Source organism: Delftia sp. PX-1 (assembly GCF_055797465.1).
Window position 1 is genome coordinate 6188325 of record NZ_CP184763.1, and the last position, 23133, is coordinate 6211457.

18 protein-coding genes and 1 riboswitch are annotated in these 23133 nt (G+C 66.0%); of the genes, 2 read left to right on the forward strand and 16 right to left on the reverse strand.

The window, feature by feature from the left end; all coding sequences use genetic code 11:
* Positions 1 to 78 precede the first annotated feature (78 nt).
* The 4 genes from mdtD to rplM form a co-directional block, all read right to left on the reverse strand.
* Positions 79 to 1521, reverse strand: coding sequence for a multidrug transporter subunit MdtD (mdtD, locus tag ACN20X_RS28285; protein WP_016448457.1), 1443 nt, complete (start codon positions 1519 to 1521; stop codon positions 79 to 81).
* Between the two features lie 116 nt (positions 1522 to 1637).
* Complete coding sequence (erpA, locus tag ACN20X_RS28290) at positions 1638 to 2012, reverse strand: iron-sulfur cluster insertion protein ErpA (RefSeq protein ID WP_016448458.1); 375 nt, start codon at positions 2010 to 2012, stop codon at positions 1638 to 1640.
* A gap of 202 nt (positions 2013 to 2214) precedes the next feature.
* On the reverse strand, positions 2215 to 2607 hold the full coding sequence (gene rpsI, locus ACN20X_RS28295; protein WP_012207710.1) for a 30S ribosomal protein S9: 393 nt from the start codon (positions 2605 to 2607) through the stop codon (positions 2215 to 2217).
* Between the two features lie 10 nt (positions 2608 to 2617).
* Positions 2618 to 3046 (reverse strand): 50S ribosomal protein L13, encoded by a 429-nt coding sequence (gene rplM / locus ACN20X_RS28300; RefSeq protein WP_012207711.1) that lies wholly within the window; start codon positions 3044 to 3046, stop codon positions 2618 to 2620.
* A gap of 267 nt (positions 3047 to 3313) precedes the next feature.
* Here rplM and ACN20X_RS28305 point away from each other — a divergent pair, with 267 nt between their 5' ends.
* Positions 3314 to 4186 (forward strand): 23S rRNA (adenine(2030)-N(6))-methyltransferase RlmJ, encoded by an 873-nt coding sequence (locus ACN20X_RS28305; RefSeq protein WP_016448459.1) that lies wholly within the window; start codon positions 3314 to 3316, stop codon positions 4184 to 4186.
* Between the two features lie 6 nt (positions 4187 to 4192).
* On the opposite strand, the gene ACN20X_RS28310 is transcribed toward ACN20X_RS28305, so the two are convergent.
* The 11 genes from ACN20X_RS28310 to ACN20X_RS28360 all read right to left on the reverse strand — a co-directional run bounded on the left by ACN20X_RS28310 (position 4193) and on the right by ACN20X_RS28360 (position 18228).
* On the reverse strand, positions 4193 to 5089 hold the full coding sequence (locus ACN20X_RS28310; protein ID WP_016452755.1) for a septal ring lytic transglycosylase RlpA family protein: 897 nt from the start codon (positions 5087 to 5089) through the stop codon (positions 4193 to 4195).
* Between the two features lie 78 nt (positions 5090 to 5167).
* Entirely contained in the window at positions 5168 to 5995 is an 828-nt protein-coding gene (gene metF / locus ACN20X_RS28315; RefSeq protein WP_016448461.1) for a methylenetetrahydrofolate reductase [NAD(P)H], read from the reverse strand.
* Positions 5996 to 6017: 22 nt separating this feature from the next.
* Positions 6018 to 7220 (reverse strand): TlyA family RNA methyltransferase, encoded by a 1203-nt coding sequence (locus ACN20X_RS28320; protein WP_016452756.1) that lies wholly within the window; start codon positions 7218 to 7220, stop codon positions 6018 to 6020.
* A gap of 157 nt (positions 7221 to 7377) precedes the next feature.
* On the reverse strand, positions 7378 to 8808 hold the full coding sequence (gene ahcY, locus ACN20X_RS28325) for an adenosylhomocysteinase (RefSeq protein ID WP_016448463.1): 1431 nt from the start codon (positions 8806 to 8808) through the stop codon (positions 7378 to 7380).
* A 70-nt stretch (positions 8809 to 8878) separates the two neighbouring features.
* Positions 8879 to 8963: riboswitch (S-adenosyl-L-homocysteine riboswitch) on the reverse strand.
* Between the two features lie 7 nt (positions 8964 to 8970).
* Positions 8971 to 9705 (reverse strand): response regulator, encoded by a 735-nt coding sequence (locus ACN20X_RS28330; RefSeq protein WP_016448464.1) that lies wholly within the window; start codon positions 9703 to 9705, stop codon positions 8971 to 8973.
* Positions 9706 to 9716: 11 nt separating this feature from the next.
* A complete protein-coding gene (locus ACN20X_RS28335) occupies positions 9717 to 12422 on the reverse strand; it encodes a sensor histidine kinase (protein WP_016452757.1) in 2706 nt (901 codons plus the stop codon).
* A 34-nt stretch (positions 12423 to 12456) separates the two neighbouring features.
* Positions 12457 to 13332: a TorF family putative porin gene (locus tag ACN20X_RS28340; RefSeq protein ID WP_016452758.1), complete on the reverse strand. Its 876-nt coding sequence runs from the start codon at positions 13330 to 13332 to the stop codon at positions 12457 to 12459.
* Between the two features lie 82 nt (positions 13333 to 13414).
* Positions 13415 to 15499 (reverse strand): potassium-transporting ATPase subunit KdpB, encoded by a 2085-nt coding sequence (gene kdpB, locus ACN20X_RS28345; protein WP_016452759.1) that lies wholly within the window; start codon positions 15497 to 15499, stop codon positions 13415 to 13417.
* A gap of 3 nt (positions 15500 to 15502) precedes the next feature.
* Positions 15503 to 16237, reverse strand: coding sequence for a potassium-transporting ATPase subunit KdpC (gene kdpC / locus ACN20X_RS28350; protein WP_016448468.1), 735 nt, complete (start codon positions 16235 to 16237; stop codon positions 15503 to 15505).
* 71 nt (positions 16238 to 16308) lie between these two features.
* Positions 16309 to 18015 carry a potassium-transporting ATPase subunit KdpA gene (gene kdpA / locus ACN20X_RS28355; protein ID WP_016448469.1) on the reverse strand — a complete coding sequence of 569 codons (1707 nt, stop codon included), beginning with the start codon at positions 18013 to 18015 and terminating at the stop codon, positions 16309 to 16311.
* A 114-nt stretch (positions 18016 to 18129) separates the two neighbouring features.
* Positions 18130 to 18228: a potassium-transporting ATPase subunit F gene (locus tag ACN20X_RS28360; protein WP_013800438.1), complete on the reverse strand. Its 99-nt coding sequence runs from the start codon at positions 18226 to 18228 to the stop codon at positions 18130 to 18132.
* 289 nt (positions 18229 to 18517) lie between these two features.
* Between ACN20X_RS28360 and ACN20X_RS28365 the strand changes: the two genes are divergently transcribed.
* Positions 18518 to 20143, forward strand: a complete 1626-nt coding sequence (locus ACN20X_RS28365; RefSeq protein WP_034348982.1) for a peptide chain release factor 3 — start codon at positions 18518 to 18520, stop codon at positions 20141 to 20143.
* A 237-nt stretch (positions 20144 to 20380) separates the two neighbouring features.
* Here ACN20X_RS28365 and ACN20X_RS28370 read toward each other — a convergent pair whose 3' ends face one another.
* Positions 20381 to 22918 carry a DUF7657 domain-containing protein gene (locus ACN20X_RS28370; protein ID WP_046984087.1) on the reverse strand — a complete coding sequence of 846 codons (2538 nt, stop codon included), beginning with the start codon at positions 22916 to 22918 and terminating at the stop codon, positions 20381 to 20383.
* Between the last annotated feature and the right edge of the window lie 215 nt (positions 22919 to 23133).

Sequence of the window (23133 nt, forward strand, 5' to 3'; positions counted from 1 at the left end):
CCTTGCCAAAAACAAGGGTAAACCCGCAACAAAAGTGTGGATTGCAGCGGTTCAGGGTTCAAAAGCTATGCACAGCCCTCACTCGTGCTCGGCCGGCTCCAAAGGCTTGGGCCGCACATCCTCATCGTCGCCCAGCTGCGAGAAGATCATGGTCGAGGCCAGCGTCACCGCGCCCATGCAGACGAAGGTGGCGCGGAAGGCATTGAGGGTGTGCTGCGGCGTATCGCCGCCGAACCATTCGCTGAAACCGGCCAGCACCGCACCTGCGGCGGCCACGCCCATGCCCATGGCCAGCATCTGCACCATGGACAGCAGGCTGTTGCCGCTGCTGGCGTTGCCGGCATCCAGGTCCTTGAGCGTGACGGTGTTCATGGCCGTGAACTGCATGGAGTTGGTGGCGCCGAAGATCAGCAGCTGGACGATGACCACCCACAGCGGCAGCGCCGTGGAGACCGTGCCGAAGCTGGCGATCATCAGCGACAGCACCAGGGTGTTGCCCATGAGCACGCGGCGGTAGCCGATGCGCTGGATGAGGGTGGTGGTCTGGCGCTTCATGGCCATGCTGGCCAGCACCGTGGGCAGCATCATCATGCCGGCCTGCAGCGGCGAAAAGCCCAGGCAGACCTGCAGCACCAGCGGGATCAGGAAGGGCATGCAGGAGCTGCCCAGGCGCGAGAACAGGTTGCCCAGCAGGCCCACGCGCAGGCTGCGCACGGCAAACAGCTCGGGGGCGAACAGCGGGTCTGGCCGGCGCAGTGCGTGCAGCCAGTAGGCAGCCAGGCTGGCCAGGCCGAAGATCAGCAGCACGAAGACCATGGCGCCATGGATGCCCTTGCCCGACATGCTGTCCAGCGCCAGCGACACGGCCACCATGCCGAAGGCCAGCAGCGCATAGCCCACGCCGTCGAAGCGCTTGACGGCGAAGCGGTCGCCCACGGGCATGAAGCGCAAGGTAGCGGCCAGGCCGATCAGGCCCACGGGCACGTTGACCAGGAAGATCCAGTGCCAGCTCACGTACTCCACCATCCAGCCGCCCAGCGTGGGGCCGATCAGCGGCCCGACCAGGCCGGGGATGGCCACGAAGCTCATGGCCTTGAGGAACTGCTCGCGCGGGAAGGCGCGCAGCACGGCCAGCCGGCCCACGGGCATGAGCAGCGCACCGCCCATGCCCTGCAGCACGCGTGCGGCCACCATCAGCTGCAGGTTGGGAGCAATCGCGCACAGCACCGATCCCAGCACGAACAGCGCAATCGCCCACAGGTAGACGCGCCGCGTGCCGAAGCGGTCGGCCATCCAGCCCGATGCCGGGATCAGCATGGCCATGGTCAGCGAATAGGCGACGATGACGGACTGCATGCGCAGCGGGCTCTCGCCCAGGGCCTCGGCCATGGTGGGCAGCGCGGTGTTGACGATGGTGCCATCCAGCGTCTGCATGAAAAAGCCGATGGCCACGAGCCATAGGAGCACCGAACGCGAGGAGGATGTGGTGGAGGCGGAAGCGCTTTTGTCTTCAGGAATCATGGCAAGGCAGGGAGGGCGCAGGCGTTAAAAAACCGCCTGCGCATTGCTGCGCGGCGGTTGGTGGGGTGTTGTGCGGCGGGCTGCTGCGGGCTTCACTGCAGCGCGGCCGACAAGGCTTACACCGAGAAGCTCGATCCGCAGCCGCAGGTGGTGGACGCGTTGGGATTCTTGATCACGAACTGCGCGCCCTGCAGGTCTTCCTTGTAGTCGATCTCGGCACCCACCAGGTACTGGTAGCTCATGGCGTCGATCAGCAGCGACACGCCATTCTTGGTCATGGTCGTGTCGTCTTCGTTGGTGATCTCGTCGAAGGTGAAGCCGTACTGGAAGCCCGAGCAGCCGCCACCTTGCACGAACACGCGCAGCTTCAGGTCAGGGTTGCCTTCCTCGGCGATCAGATCGGCCACCTTGGCAGCTGCGCTGTCGGTGAAGACGATCGGGGTGGGCATTTCGGCGGTGGTGGTTTCGGTGATTTCTGCGACGGCGCTCATGGGGATACTCCGAAGTTCTCAATTGGCCCGAATGGTACAGCAAAGGGCTCGGGAATTCCCGGGGCTGCCGGCTTGACGACAGTGCAAGTGGGGGCATTGCCCACTGAATGAGAAAGGTTTGCATCGCCCAGAAAAAAACCGCCGGCAAAGGCGGTTTTTTTCTGGGGAAAGCCCCGGGGGACTTTCCTGCAGTGCCAGCGGATTAACGCTTGGAGAACTGCTTGGCGCGGCGTGCGGAGCGCAGGCCGACCTTCTTACGTTCGACTTCACGAGCGTCACGCGTCACGAAGCCGGCTTGGCTCAGGACGGGCTTGAGCGCTGCGTCATAGTCGATCAGGGCGCGGGTGATGCCGTGGCGGGTAGCGCCGGCCTGGCCGGATTCACCACCACCGTGGACGTTCACTTGAATGTCGAAAGCTTCCAGGTTGCTCGTCAGAGCCAGGGGCTGCTTTGCGATCATGATCGAGGTTTCGCGGCCGAAGTATTCCTGAATGTCCTTGCCATTCACGGTAATCTTGCCGGAGCCCTTCTTCAGGAACACGCGTGCGACGCTGGATTTGCGACGGCCGGTGCCATTGTTCCAATCACCAATCATCTAGGTCTCCTTAGATTTCCAGAGCCTTGGGCTGCTGGGCGGTGTGGGGATGCTCAGCACCGCCGTACACCTTGAGCTTCTTGATCATTGCGTAGCCCAGGGGACCCTTGGGCAGCATGCCCTTGACGGCCTTTTCCAGAGCGCGGCCGGGGAACTTGGCCTGCATGTCGCGGAAGTTGGTGGCAGTGATGCCGCCGGGGAAACCAGAGTGGCGGTAGTACACCTTGTCCAGGTTCTTGGTGCCGGTGACCTTGAGCTTGGAGGCGTTGATGATGACGATGAAGTCGCCGGTGTCAACGTGAGGTGTGTAAATGGCCTTGTGCTTGCCGCGCAGACGGAGTGCCACTTCGCTGGCGACACGTCCGAGCACCTTATCGGTGGCGTCAATCACAAACCACTCGTGTTGCACCTCAGCGGGCTTTGCGCTGAATGTAGACATGAGTTTTCTCTTTCAAGAAAGGTTTGGCGGGCCCTTTTCCGCGGTCGGTGCTTCTTCAAAAAGGAAGCCTCTTAGGCGGGGATGTAAACTTCGCCGCGGGACCCATAAAATCGCTGCGAAGCCCGCCATTATACAAAACTGGCGCAACCGCACCATCCCCCCGATCCGCAAGTCCCCGGCAGCCCTCGCCGCGAGGCGCCAGCGCCGGGCAACCTTGCAGCCGCCATGGGTGTCCACCCGCCAGCGCGGCTGGTTACCATCACGCCTATGTTCAGTTACCGCCACGCCTTCCATGCAGGCAACCATGCCGATGTGCTCAAGCACACCGTGCTGATCGCCACCCTGCAATACCTCCTCCAGAAGGAGGCCGCCCTTACGGTGCTGGACACGCACGCCGGCGCCGGCCTGTACCGTCTGGACGGCGACTATGCCAACAAGAGCGGCGAGGCCGCAGACGGCATCCTGCGCCTGGCCCAGGCCAAGGAGTCCGAGCTGGCCCCGGTGCTGCAGGCCTACATCGCCTCGGTGCGTTCCTTCAACCAGGGAGCGCAGTTGCGCAACTATCCGGGCTCGCCGTTCATCATCCAGTCCCTGCTGCGCGTGCAGGAGCGCGACAAGCTCAAGGTCTTCGAGCTGCATCCCACCGACATGCGCTCGCTGGCCGGCAACATTGCCCAGCTCGAAGCCGGCCGCCAGGTGGCCGTGCTGCACGAGGACGGCTTCGAGGGCATCAAGAAATTCCTGCCGCCGCCGTCGCGCCGAGCCCTGGTGCTGTGCGACCCCAGCTACGAGCTCAAGAGCGACTACGCCAAGGTGCTGGACATGGCGGCCGACAGCCTCAAGCGCTTTGCCACAGGCACGTATGCGTTCTGGTATCCGATCATCCCGCGCCCCGAGGCGCACGATCTGCCGCGCCGCCTGAAGACCATGACCACCAAGGCCGGCAAGAGCTGGCTGCATGTGGAGCTCACGGTCAAGAGCAACAAGACCTCGGAGCGCGGCGGCCTGCCGGCCAGCGGCATGTTCCTGATCAATCCGCCGTTCAATCTCAAGGAACAGCTCAAGCCGGCCATGCCGCAACTGGTCAAGCTGCTCGGTCAGGACGAGAACGCGGCCTTCACGCTCGAATCCGGCGGCTGAGCCCGTTCAGCGCGCGTTCGAGGCCGCAGAGGCCACTGCGGTGGACAGGGCAGCGGCGGGCGCCGCAGCCTTCGCCACCGGTTTGGCGGCAGGGACGGCACGGCTGGCCACGGCCGTGCGTGCATTGGGCCTGGGGGCAGGCGCCTTGGCCTGGACACGCGGACGCACCGGCGCCTTGGCCTGAACCCGGGTCCGTGCCTGTGTTGTCTGTGCCTGTGCCTTGGCCTGCTGCGTCTTCTCGATGGACTTGGCCTTCCTGGCCGTGACCAGGGTTTCGGGGCATTCCTGCTCACCATCGTCGAGCTGCCACAGCTCCACGGGCTTGATGCCCAGGCCGACCATGCCCAGCTCCTGCGCTGCGGCCTGGCTCAGATCGATCACGCGGCCAGGCGCAAACGGCCCGCGGTCGTTGATGCGCACCACCACTGTCTTGCCCGTGGCGGCGCTGCGCACGCAGACGCGGCTGCCGAAGGCAAAGCTGCGGTGCGCGGCCGTCAATTCTTCCTTGTCGAAACGCTCGCCGCTGGCGGTCAGCCGGCCATGCAGGCCCGGGCCATACCAGGAGGCCAGGCCTTGCTGGTCGCTGTCGCGCGAGGGCACGAGGGCGAAGTCGGGATTGGAGGGAGCCTCGGCACTGTCTTCGGGCGAGGCCGACTCGGAGGGCTTGGCATCCGGGGATTTGCCGGCCGGCTGCGCGGCCCGCGATGTGCGGCCACCGCGCTTGCCGGCCGAGGGCACGGCCGCTGGCGTCTGGCCTTCATCCATTGCCGCCGCACCTGCGGTCAGGGCGCCGGACTCGGCATCGCTTTGTGCCACGGGAGCCGGCGCGCAGCCGGCCAGGGTGGCGGTGATGGCGCACATGGCCAGCCAGCGCCAGTGCAGGCGTCGAAAACCACGATCCATGGGCAAAAACCTCCAGGGAACGCCTGACCGTTCCCAAGTTCTAGAGGGTCGCCCGGGGCCGGCGCAGTGGCTGCGCGCTCAAAGGCCCAATCGATCGCAGATTTCCAGCGTGGCGACGCTCTGGTTCATCGTATAGAAGTGCAGCCCGGGAGCGCCCTGGCTGCGCAACTGCTCGCATAGACGGGACACGACATCGAGGCCGAAGGCGCGAATGGACGCCGTGTCATCTCCGTAAGCCTGCAGACGCAGGCGGATCCAGCGCGGGATCTCGGCGCCGCAGGCGTCCGAGAAGCGCATCAGCTGCGTAGAGCTGGTGATGGGCATGATGCCGGGAACAACCGGTGCATCAAGCCCCATGCCGCGCGCCGCATCAACGAAACGGCAGTAGGCGTCGGCATTGTAGAAATATTGGGTGATCGCGGAATCCGCGCCAGCGCGCACTTTAGCCGCAAACGCATCCAGATCGGACTGTGGGGATTTCGCCTGCGGATGGACCTCCGGGTAGGCCGCCACCTCGATGTGGAACCAGTCGCCGAACTCGCGGCGGATGAATTCCACGAGATCGCTGGCGTACTGGAATTCGCCACCCAGGCCATAGCCGCTGGGCAGGTCGCCGCGCAGCGCGACGATGCGGCGCACGCCCATGGCCTTCAGCTCCTGCAGTTCGGCGCGCACCTTGTCGTGCGTGGCGCCCACGCAGGAGAAATGCGATGCCGCGCTGACGCCTTCGTTCTGGATGTCACGCACCATGGCGAAGGTGCCCGTCTGCGTGGAGCCGCCCGCGCCATAGGTGACGGAGCAGAACTGGGGCTTGCGCGCATAGAGGTTCTTGCGCACCTGCACATGCTTGGTCGCGCCCTCGGGCGTCTTGGTCGGGAAGAACTCGAAGCTGATCGGAAAGCTCATGTAAGACTCGCTGCTCAGTGTTTCATTCGTTGCGTTTGCGCAGCTTGGCGCGGCCCGGACCGGGCACGCCGAACTCGGTACTGGTGTCAATCACACGCTCGTTGCGCTGCTCGCGCAGCACGGTGCGGGACACGCGCTTAGGCGCGGCCGGCTTAGGAGCGGCCTTCACGGCCGAGCGGGGCTCGTCGTCGTCCTGCGTTTCAGGCTGCTCTGGCTCCTTCACCACGGCCGCCTGCTGGGCATGCACGAAGAATTCGCGGTTGCCGTCGCCGCCTTCGATGGCCGACTCCATCCAGCCCTTGACCTCCAGGCCCAGCTCGCCCAGGCAGGTGCGGATGCGCTGCTCCACCTCGGTGAACAGGGCCGCATCGCGCACGATGCCGCCCTTGCCGACCTGGCCCGGCTGCAGCTCGAACTGCGGCTTGACCAGCATCAGCAGCTGGCCATGCGGCTTGAGCAGGCGCGTGACGGCCGGCAGCACCAGGGTCAGAGAGATGAAGGACAGATCGCCCGTGACGAAGTCGAACTGCGGCGTGATGTCCACGTCGGCAAACTCGGCGCGGCGGCGGCGCTGCGTGGCCACCGTGCCCTCATCGCGCGCCTTGCCCTTGGCCGCGCGCTCGGCCTTGAAGGCCTCGATCTCGTTTTCCTTGGCGTCGTCGCTGTCGTCGTAGTCCTCGTCGACCACGCCGCCGTTGCGCATCCAGGCATAGGGCGCCACGGGCTGGGTGTCGTTGTCGTCGGGATCTTCTTCCCAGCGTTCGGACAGCACTTCCTCGCAGGCCTCCTGCAGGCCCTCTGCCGTCACCGCGCGGGCATTGACGCCTTCGACGCAGATCACGCGCGCATCCGAGCGCAGCCGGTCATGCAGCTGGCCATGGCCCACGTCCACGCCGATGACCTGGGCGGCGCCTGCCTGCAGCAGGCAGTCGGTGAAACCGCCCGTGCTCTGGCCCACGTCCAGGCAGCGCAGGCCATCCACCGACAACTTGGTGGCCGCCAGCGCGCCTTCCAGCTTCAGCCCGCCGCGCGAGATGAACCGGGCCTCGGCCCCGTCCAGCAACTGCAGCTCGGCACCCGCGGGAATCTCGTCGCCGTTCTTGGCAACCTTCTTCCAAGGCGTCAGCGGCGTCATGCGCCACTGCACGCCACCCGCAATCAGCCGCTGCGCCTGCGAGCGCGTGGCCGCATGGCCGGCTTCCACCAAAAATACATCTGCGCGCATAGCGTCGCTCCAGGAAATCTCAGTTGACTAATGCCCGAAACCGGCGCGACCCAACTCAGGGACGCCAAGCAAGGGCCGCCCCGCAGCGAGGGCGTCGTCCCCCTCCCCCGCGAAGCGGATAGAGAGGGGGAAGGCGCGTCAGCGCCTCAGGGGGTGCTTAGTAGCGATAAGTTTCGGGCTTGTAGGGCCCCTGCTTGCTCACGCCGATATAGGCAGCCTGGCCGTCCGTCAGCTCGGTCAGCATGGCGCCAACCTTCTTCAGGTGCAGGCGGGCAACCTTCTCGTCCAGGATCTTGGGCAGCACGTAGACCTTGCCGACCTCGTAGGCATCGGGCTTGGTGAACAGCTCGATCTGGGCGATGGTCTGGTTGGCGAACGAGGCGCTCATCACGAAGCTGGGGTGGCCGGTGGCGCAGCCCAGGTTCACCAGGCGGCCCTTGGCCAGCAGGATGATCTTCTTGCCGTCAGGGAAGGTGATGTGGTCCACCTGGGGCTTGATCTCTTCCCACTGGTACTGCTCGATGGAGGCGACGTCGATCTCGTTGTCGAAGTGGCCGATGTTGCAGACGATGGCTTCGTTCTTCATGGCCACCATGTGCTCGTGGCGGATGATGTCGCGGTTGCCGGTGGTGGTCACGAAGATGTCGGCCTTGTCTGCCGCCCACTCCATGGTCACGACCTTGTAGCCTTCCATGGCCGCCTGCAGGGCGTTGATGGGATCGATCTCGGTGACCCAGACCTGGGCCGACAGCGCGCGCAGCGCCTGGGCGCAGCCCTTGCCCACGTCGCCGTAGCCGGCCACCACGGCGACCTTGCCGGCGATCATCACGTCGGTGGCGCGCTTGATGCCGTCCACCAGCGATTCGCGGCAGCCGTAGAGGTTGTCGAACTTGCTCTTGGTGACGGAGTCGTTGACGTTGATGGCGCGGAACTTCAGCGTGCCCTTGGCCGACATCTCGTTGAGGCGGTGCACGCCGGTGGTGGTCTCTTCGGTCACGCCGATGATGTGGGCGCTCTTGCGCGTGTACCAGGTGGGGTCCTGGGCCAGCTTGGCGCGGATGGCGGCGAAGGCGATCTTCTCTTCCTCGGAGGCGGGGTTGTCCAGCACGGACAGGTCCTTTTCGGCGCGCATGCCCAGGTGCAGCAGCATGGTGGCATCGCCGCCGTCGTCCAGGATCATGTTGGGGCCTTCGCCTTCGGTACCGGCGGCGCCGAATTCAAAGATGCGGTGGGTGTAGTCCCAGTAGTCGGCCAGCGATTCACCCTTGATGGCGAACACGGGCGTGCCCGTGGCGGCGATGGCGGCGGCGGCATGGTCCTGCGTCGAGAAAATGTTGCACGAGGCCCAGCGCACGTCGGCGCCCAGGGCCTTGAGCGTCTCGATCAGCACGGCCGTCTGGATGGTCATGTGCAGCGAGCCGGCGATGCGCGCGCCCTTGAGCGGCTGTGCCGCGGCGAATTCCTCGCGCGTGGCCATCAGGCCGGGCATTTCGGTTTCGGCGATCAGGATTTCCTTGCGGCCCCAGGCGGCGAGGGAAATGTCAGCGATGGCCGTGTCGGCGGAAACGGGACGAACAGCAGCGTTCATGGTTTTCTCCAAAAGATGAATGAAAAACCACGTTCTGCGGGAGACGAAAAAAAGCTCACCGCACAGAAAGCGTGGGCGAGCGTCGTTGCAGGTATGACTCCGAGCCTCGCAGACCGCATCTGGTGAATGGGCCTGCTGCAACGCTCCTCGGAGAGGCGCTGATTATACCGATCCCGGGGATGCCTCACCGCCCAGCCCCACAAGCCGGTAGCCCACCTGCAGCTCGGTCACCAGGTGGCGCGGCTGGGCCGGCTCGTCCTCGATCTTCTGGCGCAGATTGGCCATGTGCACGCGCAGGTAATGGGCACGGCCCAGGTATTCGGGTCCCCAGACCTGCAGCAGCAGCTGGCGGTGGGTCATCACACGGCCCTGGGCGGCGATCAGCGCCGCCAGCAGGCGGAATTCGATGGGCGTGAGGTGCACCGGCTGGCCCGCACGCCGCACCTCGTGCGTGGCCAGGTCCACCTGCACCTGGCCGAAGTGCACCTGGCTGGATGCAACTGCGCCGCCTGCGGCCCCCAGTTGCTGGCGGCGGCGCAGCATCACGCGCAGCCGGGCCAGCAGCTCGGGCACACCGAAAGGCTTGACCAGGTAATCGTCTGCGCCGGCGTCCAGGGCGGCCACCTTCTCGTCCTCGCGCTCGCGCGCGGAGAGCACGAGCACGGGCACGGAGGACCATCCGCGCAGCTCGGTGAGAACCTGCTTGCCGTCGGCATCCGGCAAGCCCAGGTCGAGGATGACCAGATCGGGCTGGCGGCTCGCCGCCTCGATCAGGCCCCGGCGCGCGCTGTCGGCCTCGAAGACCTGCCAGCCCTCGTCCTCCAGCACCAGGCGCACGAAGCGGCGGATGCCGGGGTCGTCCTCGATCATCAGGATGCGGTTGGTGGGCGTGCTCATGGCGCAAGACTCTAATCGAGCAATGGCTGCTCCGGCACCGGAAAGCGCAGCGTGAACACGGTGCCGGGGCCTGGGCGCGCGGCAGCGGCCTCGATGCGCCCGCCATGGGCCTCGACAATGCTGCGCACCAGCGCCAGCCCCAGGCCTATGCCCGAGACGGTGGACTCGGCCGTGCCGCGCGTGAAGGGCTCGAACAGCGTCTCCACGGGCAGGTGTGGCGGCAGGCCGGGCCCGCCATCCTGCACGGCCACAAGCACCTCGCCGTCCTGTTCGCGTGCGTGGATGGTCAGCGGCGTGCCGGCCGGCGTGTACTTGGCGGCGTTGTCCAGCAGGTTGACCAGCACGCGCTCCATGAGCACGGGATCGAGCTGCAGCAGCGGCAGGCTGGCGGGCACGTCGGTGCTCACGGGATGCTCGTGCAGGCGCGCGCGCATCTGGCGCAGCGCGCTGCCGACCACTTCATCCATCGGCAGCCATTCGCGCTGCAGGTGCACGCCGCCTTGCTGCAGGCGCGCCATGTCCAGCAGGTTCTCCACCAGTCGCTGCATGGCCTGGGCCTGGATGCGGACCTGCTCCAGCATGTCGGCTGCGCCGCCCGGCGGCACATGGCGCTGCGCGGCCTCGGCCGCGCCCAGGATGGTGGTCAGCGGCGTGCGCAGGTCGTGCGAGACGGCCGACAGCAAGGTGTTGCGCATGCGCTCGCCCTCCATGGCGATCTGGGTCTGCTGGGCCACGGCCACGAAGTGCTGACGCTCCAGCGCCAGCGCCACCTGGCTGGCACACGCCTCCAGCAGGCGCTGCTCCTCGGGCACCTCCAGGCGCTGGGGCGCACGCAGTTGCAGCACCAGTACGCCCCGCATGCGCACGGGCGCCGCCAGCGGCACGTAGCGGGCCGGCGCGGCCGGCAACGTGTCCGTGCCCTGGCCGGCCTGCTGACCGTGGTCCATGGCCCAGCGCGCAATGCTGTCGTCCATGGGGCAGGAGCCGCCGCCGGCGGGGCGCAGGCGCTCGTCGGCATCGGGCAACAGCAGCCCGGCCTGGGCGTCGAACACGCCCGAGACCGTGCTCAGCGCAATCTCCACCACCTGCTCCTGCGTGAGCGCGCCCGAAAGGTCGCGCGCCAGCCGCGCCAGGGCGCCCGCGCGCCGCTCGCGCTCGGCCGCCACGCGCGCCTCGTGGCGCAGCCGCGCCATGAGCTGGCCGCAGACCAGGGCCACGCCCAGCATCAGCACGAAGGTGAACAGGTACTGCGTGTCGTTGACATGGAAGGAACCGCGCGGGGGCACGAAGAAAAAGTCGAAGCACAGTACCGACAGCAGCGCCGCCCAGGCGCCCGGGCCACGCCCCCAGCGCAACGAAGACAGCACGACGATGAGCAGGAACAGCATCACCACGTTGGCCGGGTCGAAGATGCGCAGCAGCTGCTCGGCCAGCACCGTGGCGGTCAAGCAGGCCAGGGTCACGCCGGCATAGCCCTTCCAGGGCAGCGGCCTGCGCCGCAGCGGTGCGGCAGGCGCGGCCTCGGTCCGGGCCGCGCTGGAGCCCCCGGAGAGCACCAGCACGTCGATGTCGGGATGCAGCTGGACGATGCGGTCGGGCAGGCTGCGGCCCCACCAGCGCCAGGGCGACCATGCCGGGCGCGGCGGCTGGGCCAGCACCAGGCGGCTGGCGTTGCGCTCGCGCGCGAAGGCAACCAGGGCCTCGGCCACATCGGCGCCCGGCAGCGTGGCCGTCTCGGCCCCCAGGCGTGCGGCCAGGGCCAGGGTCTTGAGCACGGCGGCCTGCACGCTGCGTGGGCGGTGCTGGCGCTGGGGCGCGTCCACGTACACCACCATCCAGCCAGCATCCAGCCGGCGTGCCATGCGCGCCACCTGGCGCACCAGGGCGTCGTCGCCCGCATGACCTGCCACGGCCACCAGCAGGCGCTCACGCGCAGGCCAGACCGTGCCTATGGAGCGCTCGCGCCGGTAGTCGCGCATGTCCTCGTCCACGCGGTCGGCCGTGCGGCGCAGTGCCAGCTCGCGCAGCGCCAGCAGGTTGCCGCGCCTGAAGAAGTTGCGCGAGGCCCGCTCGGCCTGCTCCATCATGTAGACCTTGCCGTCCTTCAAGCGGCGCAGCAGCTCGTCGGGCGAGATGTCGACGACGATGACCTCGTCGGCATCGTCGAAGATCTGGTCGGGCACGGTCTCGCGCACCGTGATGCCGACGATGCCGCCCACCACGTCGTTCAGGCTTTCCAGGTGCTGCACGTTGATCGTGGTCCAGACATCGATGCCTGCGTCCAGCAGCTCCTGCACGTCCTGCCAGCGCTTGGGATGGCGTGAGCCTGGCGCATTGCTGTGCGCCAGTTCATCGAGCAGCAGCACGCGCGGACGCCGCGCGAGCGCCGCATCCAGGTCGAACTCGCGCAGCGTCCGTCCCTGGTGCGGCAGCTCGCGCAGCGGCAGTTGCTCCAGGCCATGCAGCTGCTGCGCCGTTTCCTTGCGGCCATGGGTTTCCACGAGTCCCACCAGAACCTCGCGGCCCCCCTGGCGTTCGCGCTGGGCGGCGGCCAGCATGGCGTAGGTCTTGCCCACGCCTGCATTCGATCCGAAGTAGATGCGCAGCTTGCCCCGCCCCTCCTGCGCCCGCTCATGGCGCAGGCGCGCGACCAGGGCGTCGGGATCGGGGCGCGGCAGACCGGGCGGCGCCGGCTCGGCAGAGGACGAAATGGGCATGGTTCTCAGCCTAGCACCAGAGCGTGCCCCCACACTAGAACGCCGCCGACAGCGACAGCACCCAGCCGCTGCGGCCCAGGCTTTGCATCTGGCCTGCCGCATTGGCCGCGCGGTAGTAGCGCGTGTCGGCCGAGGTGCCGGCCCAGGCCAGCGTGGCCGTCCATGGCCCCCAGCTGCGGGCCAGCGAGACGCGCCAGTCGGCGTACGACAGTTCGCTGTAGTTGCGCACCTGCGTGTGGCCGGCATGCAGGCCCAGCACCGCCCAGTCGCCCAACGGATGCTGGTAGTTCAGGTCCAGATAGCTGCTGCCGCGTGAGCTGCCGCTGCCGGGAAGTGCCTCGGCAAAGGCCGTGGCCGCCGTGCTGTCGCGCAGGCCGAAGTAAGGCGTCAGCGCCAGCGACCATTTGGCGCTGAAGCCGCCGTGGGTGACGCCCAGATAGGCCTCGGTGGTGTCGTAGCGCACGCCGCCGCTGCCATCCCCGCGGGGCACGCGCGCGCCGGGGTAGTTGTAGTGCAGCAGGCCCATGTCGCCCGTCCAGCCCGGCAGCAGCTCGGTGCGCCAGCCGCCGTACAGGTCAAGCTCCAGCGCGCGGCCGTCCAGATAGCTGTGGCGCGACACGCTGGAGCCGGACACGCCCAGGTAGGCGCCGCGCGGCAGCGACAGCTCCAGCCCGCCCTGCAGCGCCGGCCCCATCCAGCTTTGCGAGATGCCACGGAAACGGTAGTCGCTGAGCAGCGCCACGCTGCCGGTGAGCGCGTAGGCGGGTGCGGGCGATTGCTGGGCATCGGCACTGGCAGCGTTGACGGGGGAGGTCTCGGCCTGGGCATGGCAGGACGCAGCCGCCAGCGACAACAGTGCAGCCAGCGAGGCACGGGGGAAGAAACGGGGGACGGCACAAGCGGCCGTCATGGAAGAAACGGATTTCATCTTGGTTTTTGTACAGAGAAAGCAAGGCGGTGCCTGCCCGGGCGGGCAGGCTTGCCGCCAAAGATCAGGCCAGGCCGAAAGCCACCAGCAGCATGTCGATCAGCTTGATGCCGATGAAGGGGACGACCAGGCCCCCCAGCCCGTAGACCAGCAGGTTGCGCCGCAGCAGGGCCGAGGCGCCGATGGCGTGGTAGGGCACGCCACGCAAGGCCAGCGGTATCAGGACGATGATGATCAGCGCGTTGAAGATCACGGCGCTCAGGATGGCCGAGCCCGGGCTGGCCAGTCCCATGACATTGAGCGCCGACAGCTGCGGATACGTGCCCACGAAGGCGGCCGGGATGATGGCGAAGTACTTGGCCACGTCGTTGGCCACGCTGAAGGTCGTCAGCGCACCGCGCGTCATCAGCATCTGCTTGCCGGTCTCCACGACCTCGATGAGCTTGGTCGGGTTGCTGTCCAGGTCCACCATGTTGCCGGCTTCCTTGGCCGCCTGGGTGCCGCTGTTCATGGCCACGGCCACGTCGGCCTGGGCCAGTGCGGGTGCGTCATTGGTGCCGTCGCCGGTCATGGCCACCAGGCGGCCTGCGGCCTGGTGTTCGCGGATCAGGCGCAGCTTGTCCTCGGGCGTGGCTTCGGCAAGGTAGTCGTCCACGCCGGCCTCGGCCGCAATGGCGGCGGCCGTGAGCGGATTGTCGCCCGTGATCATCACGGTCTTGATGCCCATGCGGCGCAGCTCGGCAAAGCGTTCGCGTATGCCGTGCTTGACCACGTCCTTGAGCTCGATCACGCCCAGCACGCGGGCGCCATCGGCCACCACCAGCGGCGTGCTGCCGCGCCGCGACACATCCTCCACCACCTTGAGCATGGCGGGCGGGAACTTGCCGCCCATGGCTTCGACGTGGCGGCGCACGGCGTCGGCCGCGCCCTTGCGCAGGCTGCGCGTGCCGCCGTCGGGCTGCGGCATGTCCACGCCGCTCATGCGCGTCTGGGCCGTGAAGGGAACGAAGACGGCATGCAGGGTTGCCAGGTCACGCTCGCGCAGGCCATGCATTTCCTTGGCCAGCACGACCACGCTGCGGCCCTCGGGTGTCTCGTCGGCCAGTGATGCCAGCTGCGCCGCATCGACCAGCTGCGCGGCCGTCACGCCGGGAGCGGGCAGGAATTCGCTGGCCTGGCGGTTGCCCAGCGTGATGGTGCCGGTCTTGTCCAGCAGCAGCACGTCCACGTCGCCGGCCGCCTCCACGGCGCGGCCCGAAGTGGCGATCACGTTGGCCTGCATCATGCGGCTCATGCCTGCCACGCCAATGGCCGACAGCAGGCCGCCGATGGTGGTCGGGATCAGGCACACCAGCAGGGCGACCAGCACCGTCAGTCCCACGACCTGCCCGCTGCCCGTCAGCTCCACCGCAAAGGCCGAATAGGGCCGCAGCGTGACGATGACCAGCAGGAACAGCAGCGTCAGTCCGACCAGCAAGATGGTCAGCGCCAGTTCGTTGGGCGTCTTGTGGCGGCGGGCCGACTCCACCATGGAGATCATGCGGTCCAGGAAGGACTCGCCGGGGTTCACGGTGATCTGCACCACCAGCCAGTCCGACAGCACGCGCGTGCCGCCGGTGACCGAAGAGAAGTCGCCGCCGGCCTCGCGGATCACGGGGGCCGATTCGCCGGTGATGGCGCTCTCGTCCACCGAGGCCACGCCCTCGATCACCGTGCCGTCCAGCGGTATGGTGTCGCCGGCCTCGACCAGCACCCACATGCCCGAGCGCAGTTCTTCCGCACCCACGGGATGCCAGCGGCTTTGGTAGCTGGCCTGCTCCAGCTTCTTGGCGACCGTGCTGCGCTTCATGCTGCGCAGGCTCGCGGCCTGGGCGCGGCTGCGCCCCTCGGCCAGCGCCTCCGCAAAATTGGCGAACAGCACGGTGAACCACAGCCACAGCGCAATGGCCAGGATGAAGCCCGCAGGCGCCTCGCCCTCGCCCGCCAGGGCCTGGGCCCAGAGCAGGCTGGTGAAGATGGCGCCCAGATAGACCACGAACATCACCGGGTTGCGCCATTGCGCGCTCGGTGCCAGCTTGCGGATGGAGTCACCCAGCGCCTGGCGCACCAGCGAAGGATCGAACAGGGACAAAGCAGTTTTGCGCGACATGGCTTACTCCTTGGCGGCATTGGCTGCCGCAGGCTGCAGCGTCGCGGCCGAGAGATCGTCCAGCGCCAGATTCAACTGCAGCACGTTCACGCGCGGCTCACCCAGCAGGCCCAGAACGCGCGGCTGCATCTGCTGGCGCAGCAGTTCCTGGACCTTGGCCACAGGCAGCTGGCGCTCGCGTGCCACGCGCGGCAGCTGCAGCTCGGCATTGGCCACAGAGATGTGCGGATCCAGGCCGGAGGCCGAGGCCGTCACGGCATCCACAGGCACAGCGGCATCTGCAGCCAGACCATTGAGTTCGCGGTAGGCCGCCACGCGCGCCGCCACGGACTCCTTGAGCGCCGCGTGGGTCGACCCCTGGTTGGTGGCGGCCGACAGCGCGGCGTTGTAGGGCGCGGCCACCGTGGCATCGGCCTTGTCGGGATCCGGCGCCGTGGTGGCGCTGGGCCGACCCTGGAAATAACGGGGCGAAGCGAACTCCTGCCCGATCAGGGCCGAGCCCACGACCGAGCCCTGGCGCGTGATCAGGCTGCCATTGGCGGCCTTGGGAAACGCGGCCTGGGCCACGAGCGTGGTGACCAGCGGATACGCCAGGCCCGTGACCACGGCGACGAACAGCGCCGACCGCAGGCTGGGGCCGAACAGCGAGCGCAGCCCGCCGGCATCGGTCTGGGATGGAACCTGCGCATCGGTGCGCAGCACCGGCAACGGGCCGGAAGTGTGTGTTTGAACTTGCATTTCGGAAACCTCCGCCGCGCTGCTGTGTCAGGCACAGCAGGCGGCCAGGAAAAAAACGGGCTCAGGGGTGTTCAGGGGTAGACCTGTCCTGACAGCATCTGCAGTTGCTCGACCACAGGACCCAGGGCCAGCGAAGGCAGGAAGGTCAGTCCACCGACCACTACCACCACGAAGACCAGCAAGCCCATGAACAGCGGCGTGGCCGTCGGGAAGGTGCCCGGCCCCGCAGGCACGGTGGGCTTGGCCGCCAGGCTGCCGGCCAGGGCCAGCATGGGCAGCAGTGTCAGATAGCGGCCAGCCAGCATGGCCAGGCCGATGGTGGTGTTGAAGAACGGCGTGTTCGCATTCAGGCCCGCAAAGGCCGAACCGTTGTTGGCCGTGCCCGAGGCATAGGCATAGAGCACCTCCGAGAAGCCGTGCGGCCCCCGGTTGGTCAGACTGGCCATGGTGTCGGGCCAGACCGCAGCCAACGCCGTGAAGCCCAGGATGGAGATCGGGTGCGCCATCACGGCCAGCATCACCAGCTTGATCTCGCGCGCCTCGATCTTCTTGCCCAGGAACTCGGGCGTGCGGCCGATCATCATGCCGGCCAGGAAAACCGTGAGGATGGCGTACTGCAGCAGGTTGATCAGGCCCACGCCGTCGCCGCCGAACACACAGTTGAGCATCATCTGCGCCAGCGGCACCAGCCCGCCCAGGGGCGTCAGCGAGTCATGCATGGCATTGACCGAGCCCGTGGTCGCGGCCGTGGTCGTGGTCACGAACAGCGCCGTATCGGCGATGCCGAAGCGCAGCTCCTTGCCCTCCATGTTGCCGCCCGGCTGGGTGGCGCTGATCTGCTGGTCGGCACCTGCGGCCGTGAGCAGCGGATTGCCGGCCTGCTCGGCCGTGAACACCAGCGCCAGAAAGCCCACGAACATCACCAGGCAGGCGCCGAACAGCACCCAGCCCTGGCGACGGCGCAGCAGCATGGAGCCGAGCGCATAGGTCAGCGCCGACGGGATCAGCAGCATGCCCAGGATGTGGAATGCGTTGGTCAGCGGCGTGGGGTTCTCGAACGGATGGGCAGCATTCATGCCGAAGAAGCCGCCACCGTTGGTGCCGATGTGCTTGATGCTCTCCAGGCTGGCCACGGGGCCGAGAAGAATCTGCTGGCGAGCGCCTTCCAGCGTCGTCGCCCAGACCTGGCCATCCAGCGTCTGAGGCACACCCTGCCACACATAGACCAGGGCCACCACAAAGCTCAGCGGCAGCATCACGCGCCAGAGCATGCGCACATAGTCCACCCAGTAGTTGCCCAGGTCCGAGGCACTGGAGCGCGCCAGGCCGCGGATGACACCCGCCGCGGCGACCACGCCCGTGGTCGCGCCAGCGAACATCATGAAGGTGATGGCCACCATCTGCGTGGCGTTGGACAGGCTGCTCTCGCCCGAATACGCCTGCCAGTTGGTATTGGTCACAAAGGACACGGCCGTGTTGAAGGCCAGGTCCGGTGTCTGCGCCGCATTGCTCAGCGCATTGAGCGGCATCCAGCCCTGCAGGCGCAGCAGCGCATAGCCCAGCAGCAGCATGGCGCCGTTGGACAGCAGCAGCGCCAGCCCGTAGCGCTGCCAGCCCATGCGCTCGGCCGGGTTCACGCCCAGGGCGCGAAAGCTCAGCCGCTCGATCCAGGCATGGTGCTCACTCGTGAAGCAGCGTGCCAGCCACTGCCCCATGGGCACGGCCAGCGCCGTCATCAGCAGCAGCACCAGTGCATATTCCATCCAGGTCAACCACATGGAGGTCTCCTTTCAGGCAGTCAAATCCGGCCCAGCGCCGCCACGAAGGCCAGCAGGCCCCCGAAGCAGCCCAGGCTCAGGGCGATAAAGATCAGGTCTTGCATCTGCGCCACCTCAGAACTGTTCGGGCCGCAGCAATGCGTATCCGAGGTAGACAAACACAGCCAGGGCGCCCAGGGCGCCCAGCCATCCGGTGATTTCGGTCAGGGTCATAGGGATTTCTCCCGCATCGGCGCCGCATGGCGGCACCTGTTGTTGCGATGGGGAAAACTCTAGGGCCGGGGCTGTCAAAAGCGGATTGAGATTGCGACGTGCCGTATCAAGACGGCATCAAGAAACCAGGGACACGACTTACATCCCTGTTCGCCGATATTCCCGGTGCGAAAGTAGAATGGCGGCCATTTGCGGCCTCGCTTGGCTCCATGCCCCAATGGCCGCCCGCGACAGACATTACGTCTCCCTTTTCTGGCAGGCACCGCCCTGCCTCTGCGCTTTCAATACTGTGTCATACGCCTCTGAAACCCGGCGCCGCCGGACTTTTGCCATCATTTCCCACCCCGACGCGGGCAAGACCACGCTGACCGAGAAGCTGCTGCTGTTCTCGGGCGCGATCCAGATCGCGGGCGCCGTCAAGGGCCGCAAGGCCAGCCGCCATGCCACCTCCGACTGGATGGAAATCGAAAAGCAGCGCGGCATCTCGGTGGCCAGCTCGGTCATGCAGATGAGCTACCGCGACCATGTGGTCAATCTGCTCGACACCCCGGGCCACAAGGACTTCTCGGAAGACACCTACCGCGTGCTCACGGCCGTGGACTCGGCGCTGATGGTGATCGACGCCGCCAACGGCGTCGAATCGCAGACCCGCCGCCTGATCGAGGTCTGCCGCCAGCGTGACACGCCCATCATCACCTTCGTCAACAAGATGGACCGCGAAGTGCGCGATCCGCTGGACATTCTTGACGAAGTGGAGCGCGAGCTGGGCATGCCCTGCTGCCCCGTCACCTGGCCCGTGGGCCAGGGCAAGCAGTTCGGCGGCATCATCAACCTGCTCACCCAGACCATGACGGTGTTCCAGCCCGGCAGCGAACGCCGCCCCCAGGACTTCGAGGCCATTCCCCTGGCCGAGGCCGACAAGCTGCGTGCGCGCTTCGGGCAGGCCTTTGACGACGCGCTCGACAGCATGGAACTGGCCCAGGGCGCCTCGGCCCCCTGGGACCATGAGGCCTTCCTGGCCGGCAAGCTCACACCGGTCTTCTTCGGCTCGGGCGTGAACAACTTCGGTGTCATGGAAGTGCTGGATGCCGTGGTCGACATGTCGCCCCCGCCCGGCCCCCGCAAAAGCTCGCTGCTGGTCAACAAGCAGCCTGTGGAAAAGATCATCCACCCCGAGGACGAAGGCTTCTCCGGCGTGGTCTTCAAGGTCCAGGCCAACATGGATGCCAACCACCGCGACCGCATCGCCTTCGTGCGCGTAGCCTCGGGCAAGTACACGCCCGGCATGAAGATGAAGGTGCAGCGCACCGCCAAGGAACTGCGCCCCACCTCGGTCGTGACCTTCATGAGCCAGCGCCGCGAAGCCGTCGAAGAAGCCTATGCGGGCGACATCATCGGCTTCACCACGCATGGTGGCGTGCAGTTGGGCGACACCATCACCGACGGCGCGAGCCTGCAATTCACGGGCCTGCCCTTCTTCGCCCCTGAAATGTTCATGACCGTGGTGCTCAAGAACCCGCTGCGCACCAAACAGCTGCAGCAGGGCCTGATGCAGCTGGGCGAGGAAGGCGCCATCCAGGTCTTCAAGCCCGAAGCCGGCGGCAACATGCTGCTGGGCGCCGTGGGCCAGCTGCAGTTCGAAGTGGTGCAGCACCGCCTGAACACCGAATACGACTGCGACATCCGTCTGGAAGGCTGCCAGTACACGGCCGCCCGCTGGATCACGGCCGACACGCCGGGCGAACTGCGCGAATTCGAGAACGCCTACCCGCTGCGCATGGCGCGCGATGCGGCCGACACGCTGGCCTATCTGTGCACGTCACCCTATGACGTGCGATTGGCGCAGGAGCGGTTTCCGAAGATCCATTTCCATCCGCTGCGCGAGCATGCGGGGTTGGCGTTGCAGCGTGGCTAAGACAGCAATCCCCATGAACTGCATGGCGGCCTACCAGGCCATCAAGCTCCCCTGAAGGCCAGCCCCGATTCAGGGGCACAGGCCAGTAGCCGGGCAAAGTCCGAATTCGGTTCGAGCAAAAGCCCCGACCTGCGCCCAGAAATTCACGATCTTTGAAGGCAAGGGGAGGGCTTGGTGCAGCAGGATCTCCTGATGCATCGGACCCAAGAGCCTTGCTCGGCAAATCCGTAAAGATTTCTATCGCCCCTCTTTTTTGATGGCAAACCAGTGCAGGCGCCTGTACTCGCCCATCCATGTCAACGAGGCATTGGAACGCAGATCGTTCGCCTGTGCAGCTTCCACAACCACGCGCTGAGCACCTGTCTTGGAGAAGTCAAACCGTTGTGGATGGATATCGACGCGTACATAGTCGACCGATGCTGCAGACGCACGGTAACCTGAGACATTTTCAACACTGGCGTCCGTGTAGAAACCAAGATGCTGATAGCGATTAACCACGGGCCATTCTTTTTCGGGCAACCCCATTCTGGACCACAGCTCCTTGTGCGGGTAGTACAACACACCATTGGAAATTGGAAATCCTGCTGCAGCGAGCATGTGCGGCCCTATGCCGTCGCCATTGAGCAAAATGGTCCTCAAGTGTCTGCCCTCTGAGTTGATGACATAGGGGATACTCCCTTCTGCTAGGCTCACGCTCTTGGGCGCCCGCAGCACAGGATTGAAAGTCAGTGTTGCAAGCAGATGCACGGCGATCAACATGGCAACGGCGGCGCCCACTTTGCCCCTCAGCATCCACCAGCACATCATCGTTCCGACAATGACCATGGCCGATGTATAGACCCAACTGCCCTCCGGCATGAAAAACAGTGGTGTGCGATAGAGCATCCATGCAATCACCACTGCGCTGCCGAGAGCAGCCAGTGCCGGCACAAGCCAGCTCGTCCACCAACCGGGCGCTGGTTTATCGGCCAGCACCCCCTTCTCGGCCGCCAATGTAATCAAAACGACGCTCACCAGCCCCATACCCACATCCATGCGGAACGTGGGCATATTTCCCCAAAGTGTGTATTTGGCCAGCCAGATCGGCACGCCGACAAAGCCGTAGATCCAGTAGCAGGCAATGAAGGCCGTGCATGCTGCGACAGCCCAACGCCGCTCTCGCCGCTGCACCAGATGGCTAACGCAAAGCACAAGCAACATCAAGGGCAACAGGAAATAGGAACTGGCGGAAGACTGGTCGGTATGCGCTCCAGAAGCATGTGTCACGATATCCGCGTTGTTGTATCCACGCAGATGCCACAGCCAGTCCAGATCCCCCCCGGGCAGCGCGCCTCGCTTGCCGGGATATTCGGTTGCCCGCATCAATGCAACGGCGTCGTGCGTATCCATCCACCAGCTGCCTAGCAGGGCCGCGGCAACCACCCCCGCCCCCACGGCGCCTAGCACCTGCGGCATGCCCCAATGCAGCCGATCACGATTGTCTAGGCACCAGCCCACACCGACGAACAGCAGCAAACTGCCAACGATGATGAGCCAGGTGGGATACAACACTAGGAACCAGCACGCCATCAGCCAGCCAAGACCGAGGCCTAGCAATAGCGCATGCCCGCGACGTGTGGTCTGCATCAGCTTGCATGCGAGCACAAAACCCAGTGCCGGGAACATCGTGGCGTACAGGGGCCAGTTGGACCAGGCGGCAGCGTAGGGGGCCACGCAGAAAGCGAACGACAAAGCCAGATTGAGCCCGCGCCTGTCAGGCCGCAGCACGTTGAGCAGCAGCCAGACCGAAAGCAGGCCACCCCAGAACGGGAGCTGCCATTGCCAGCTCATGGCCTGGCGCAACGGCAGCAGGAAATATCCCCAGGTCGCAGGCTTGGCCAAAGCGGCCCAATTAGCGATCGGAACACCCGTCATGCCGATCACACCCATGTTCTGCCCACTCAAACCGATATTGGTATTCACGACCGGAAACTGCGGCTCATGATTGACCTGAGCCAGCACGTTCGGCATAAGCACGCCCCACTCGTCTCCACGAATGTCGCGCAGGTCGAACAGGCGCGCCTGGCTCCCCTTCGCGCTGAGCAGACTTTGCCCTATCGGGCTCTCCAGAAGCAGATTCATCGAACTGCCGGTAATGCCAGCGGTCACCAGCACGGCGAAGGCACCGACGATCAGCAGGTAACCCGTTCGCTCCTGCGTCCACTGGGACAGACGGCGCGCCAGCCTTGTGCGCTCAAGCCTGCCGAAACGGATGAGCAGCACGACGACCAGCACGATCCCCAGCGCCCACCAATGGCTTTTTTTTATCCTCTTGACGATCAATTCGGGGCTGCCACCCAACGAGCTTTGCAGCAAGAATGTCTGGCCCCCCGGGTAGACGACCTCAAGCCGGATGACATGCACACCGCCAGGAGGCTTCGCAGGTAATGTCACCGTCCAATCGAAGCCCACGCCCACCTGACCACCGGTGTAGGGGCTGTCCGCCGACAGCTCCGGCCTCGCAGTCCACGCCGCATCCTTCGCCTGGAATTCCGTCCCCAAAATGGAAAGCTTCATCGCAGGTGGAGCCGTCCCGTCCTGACCTGCCAGCACCCACCCTGTAAGCGACAGCTTGCTGCTGGGCTCATCGAGCGACCAATGCTCCAACGCACCCGATACTCGTGTCTTCTCCGGAGCCTGGGCGTGCCCCCCCACCGACACAAAGAGAAAAATGAGGGCAAAAAGGAAACGAAACATCAGTATTACGGCAATCTGTGAAGTCAGCACAGGCAACATCCCTCGACTGCGGCGAGGCATCGCCAGAAAGATGGCTAATTTACTCGACTGCGGCAAAGTAGCTCGTGGGAAAAGGCCGCAGTCGATGGCACCTAATGCATGGGCCGGCCAACGCAGTACGGCATTTCCACTAGCTGTACCTCGCGGCCGCCGCGGCCGCCACAGGCCATGCACACTGCACGCGCGCGGCCTGCCGTACCTGCATAATCAGCAAC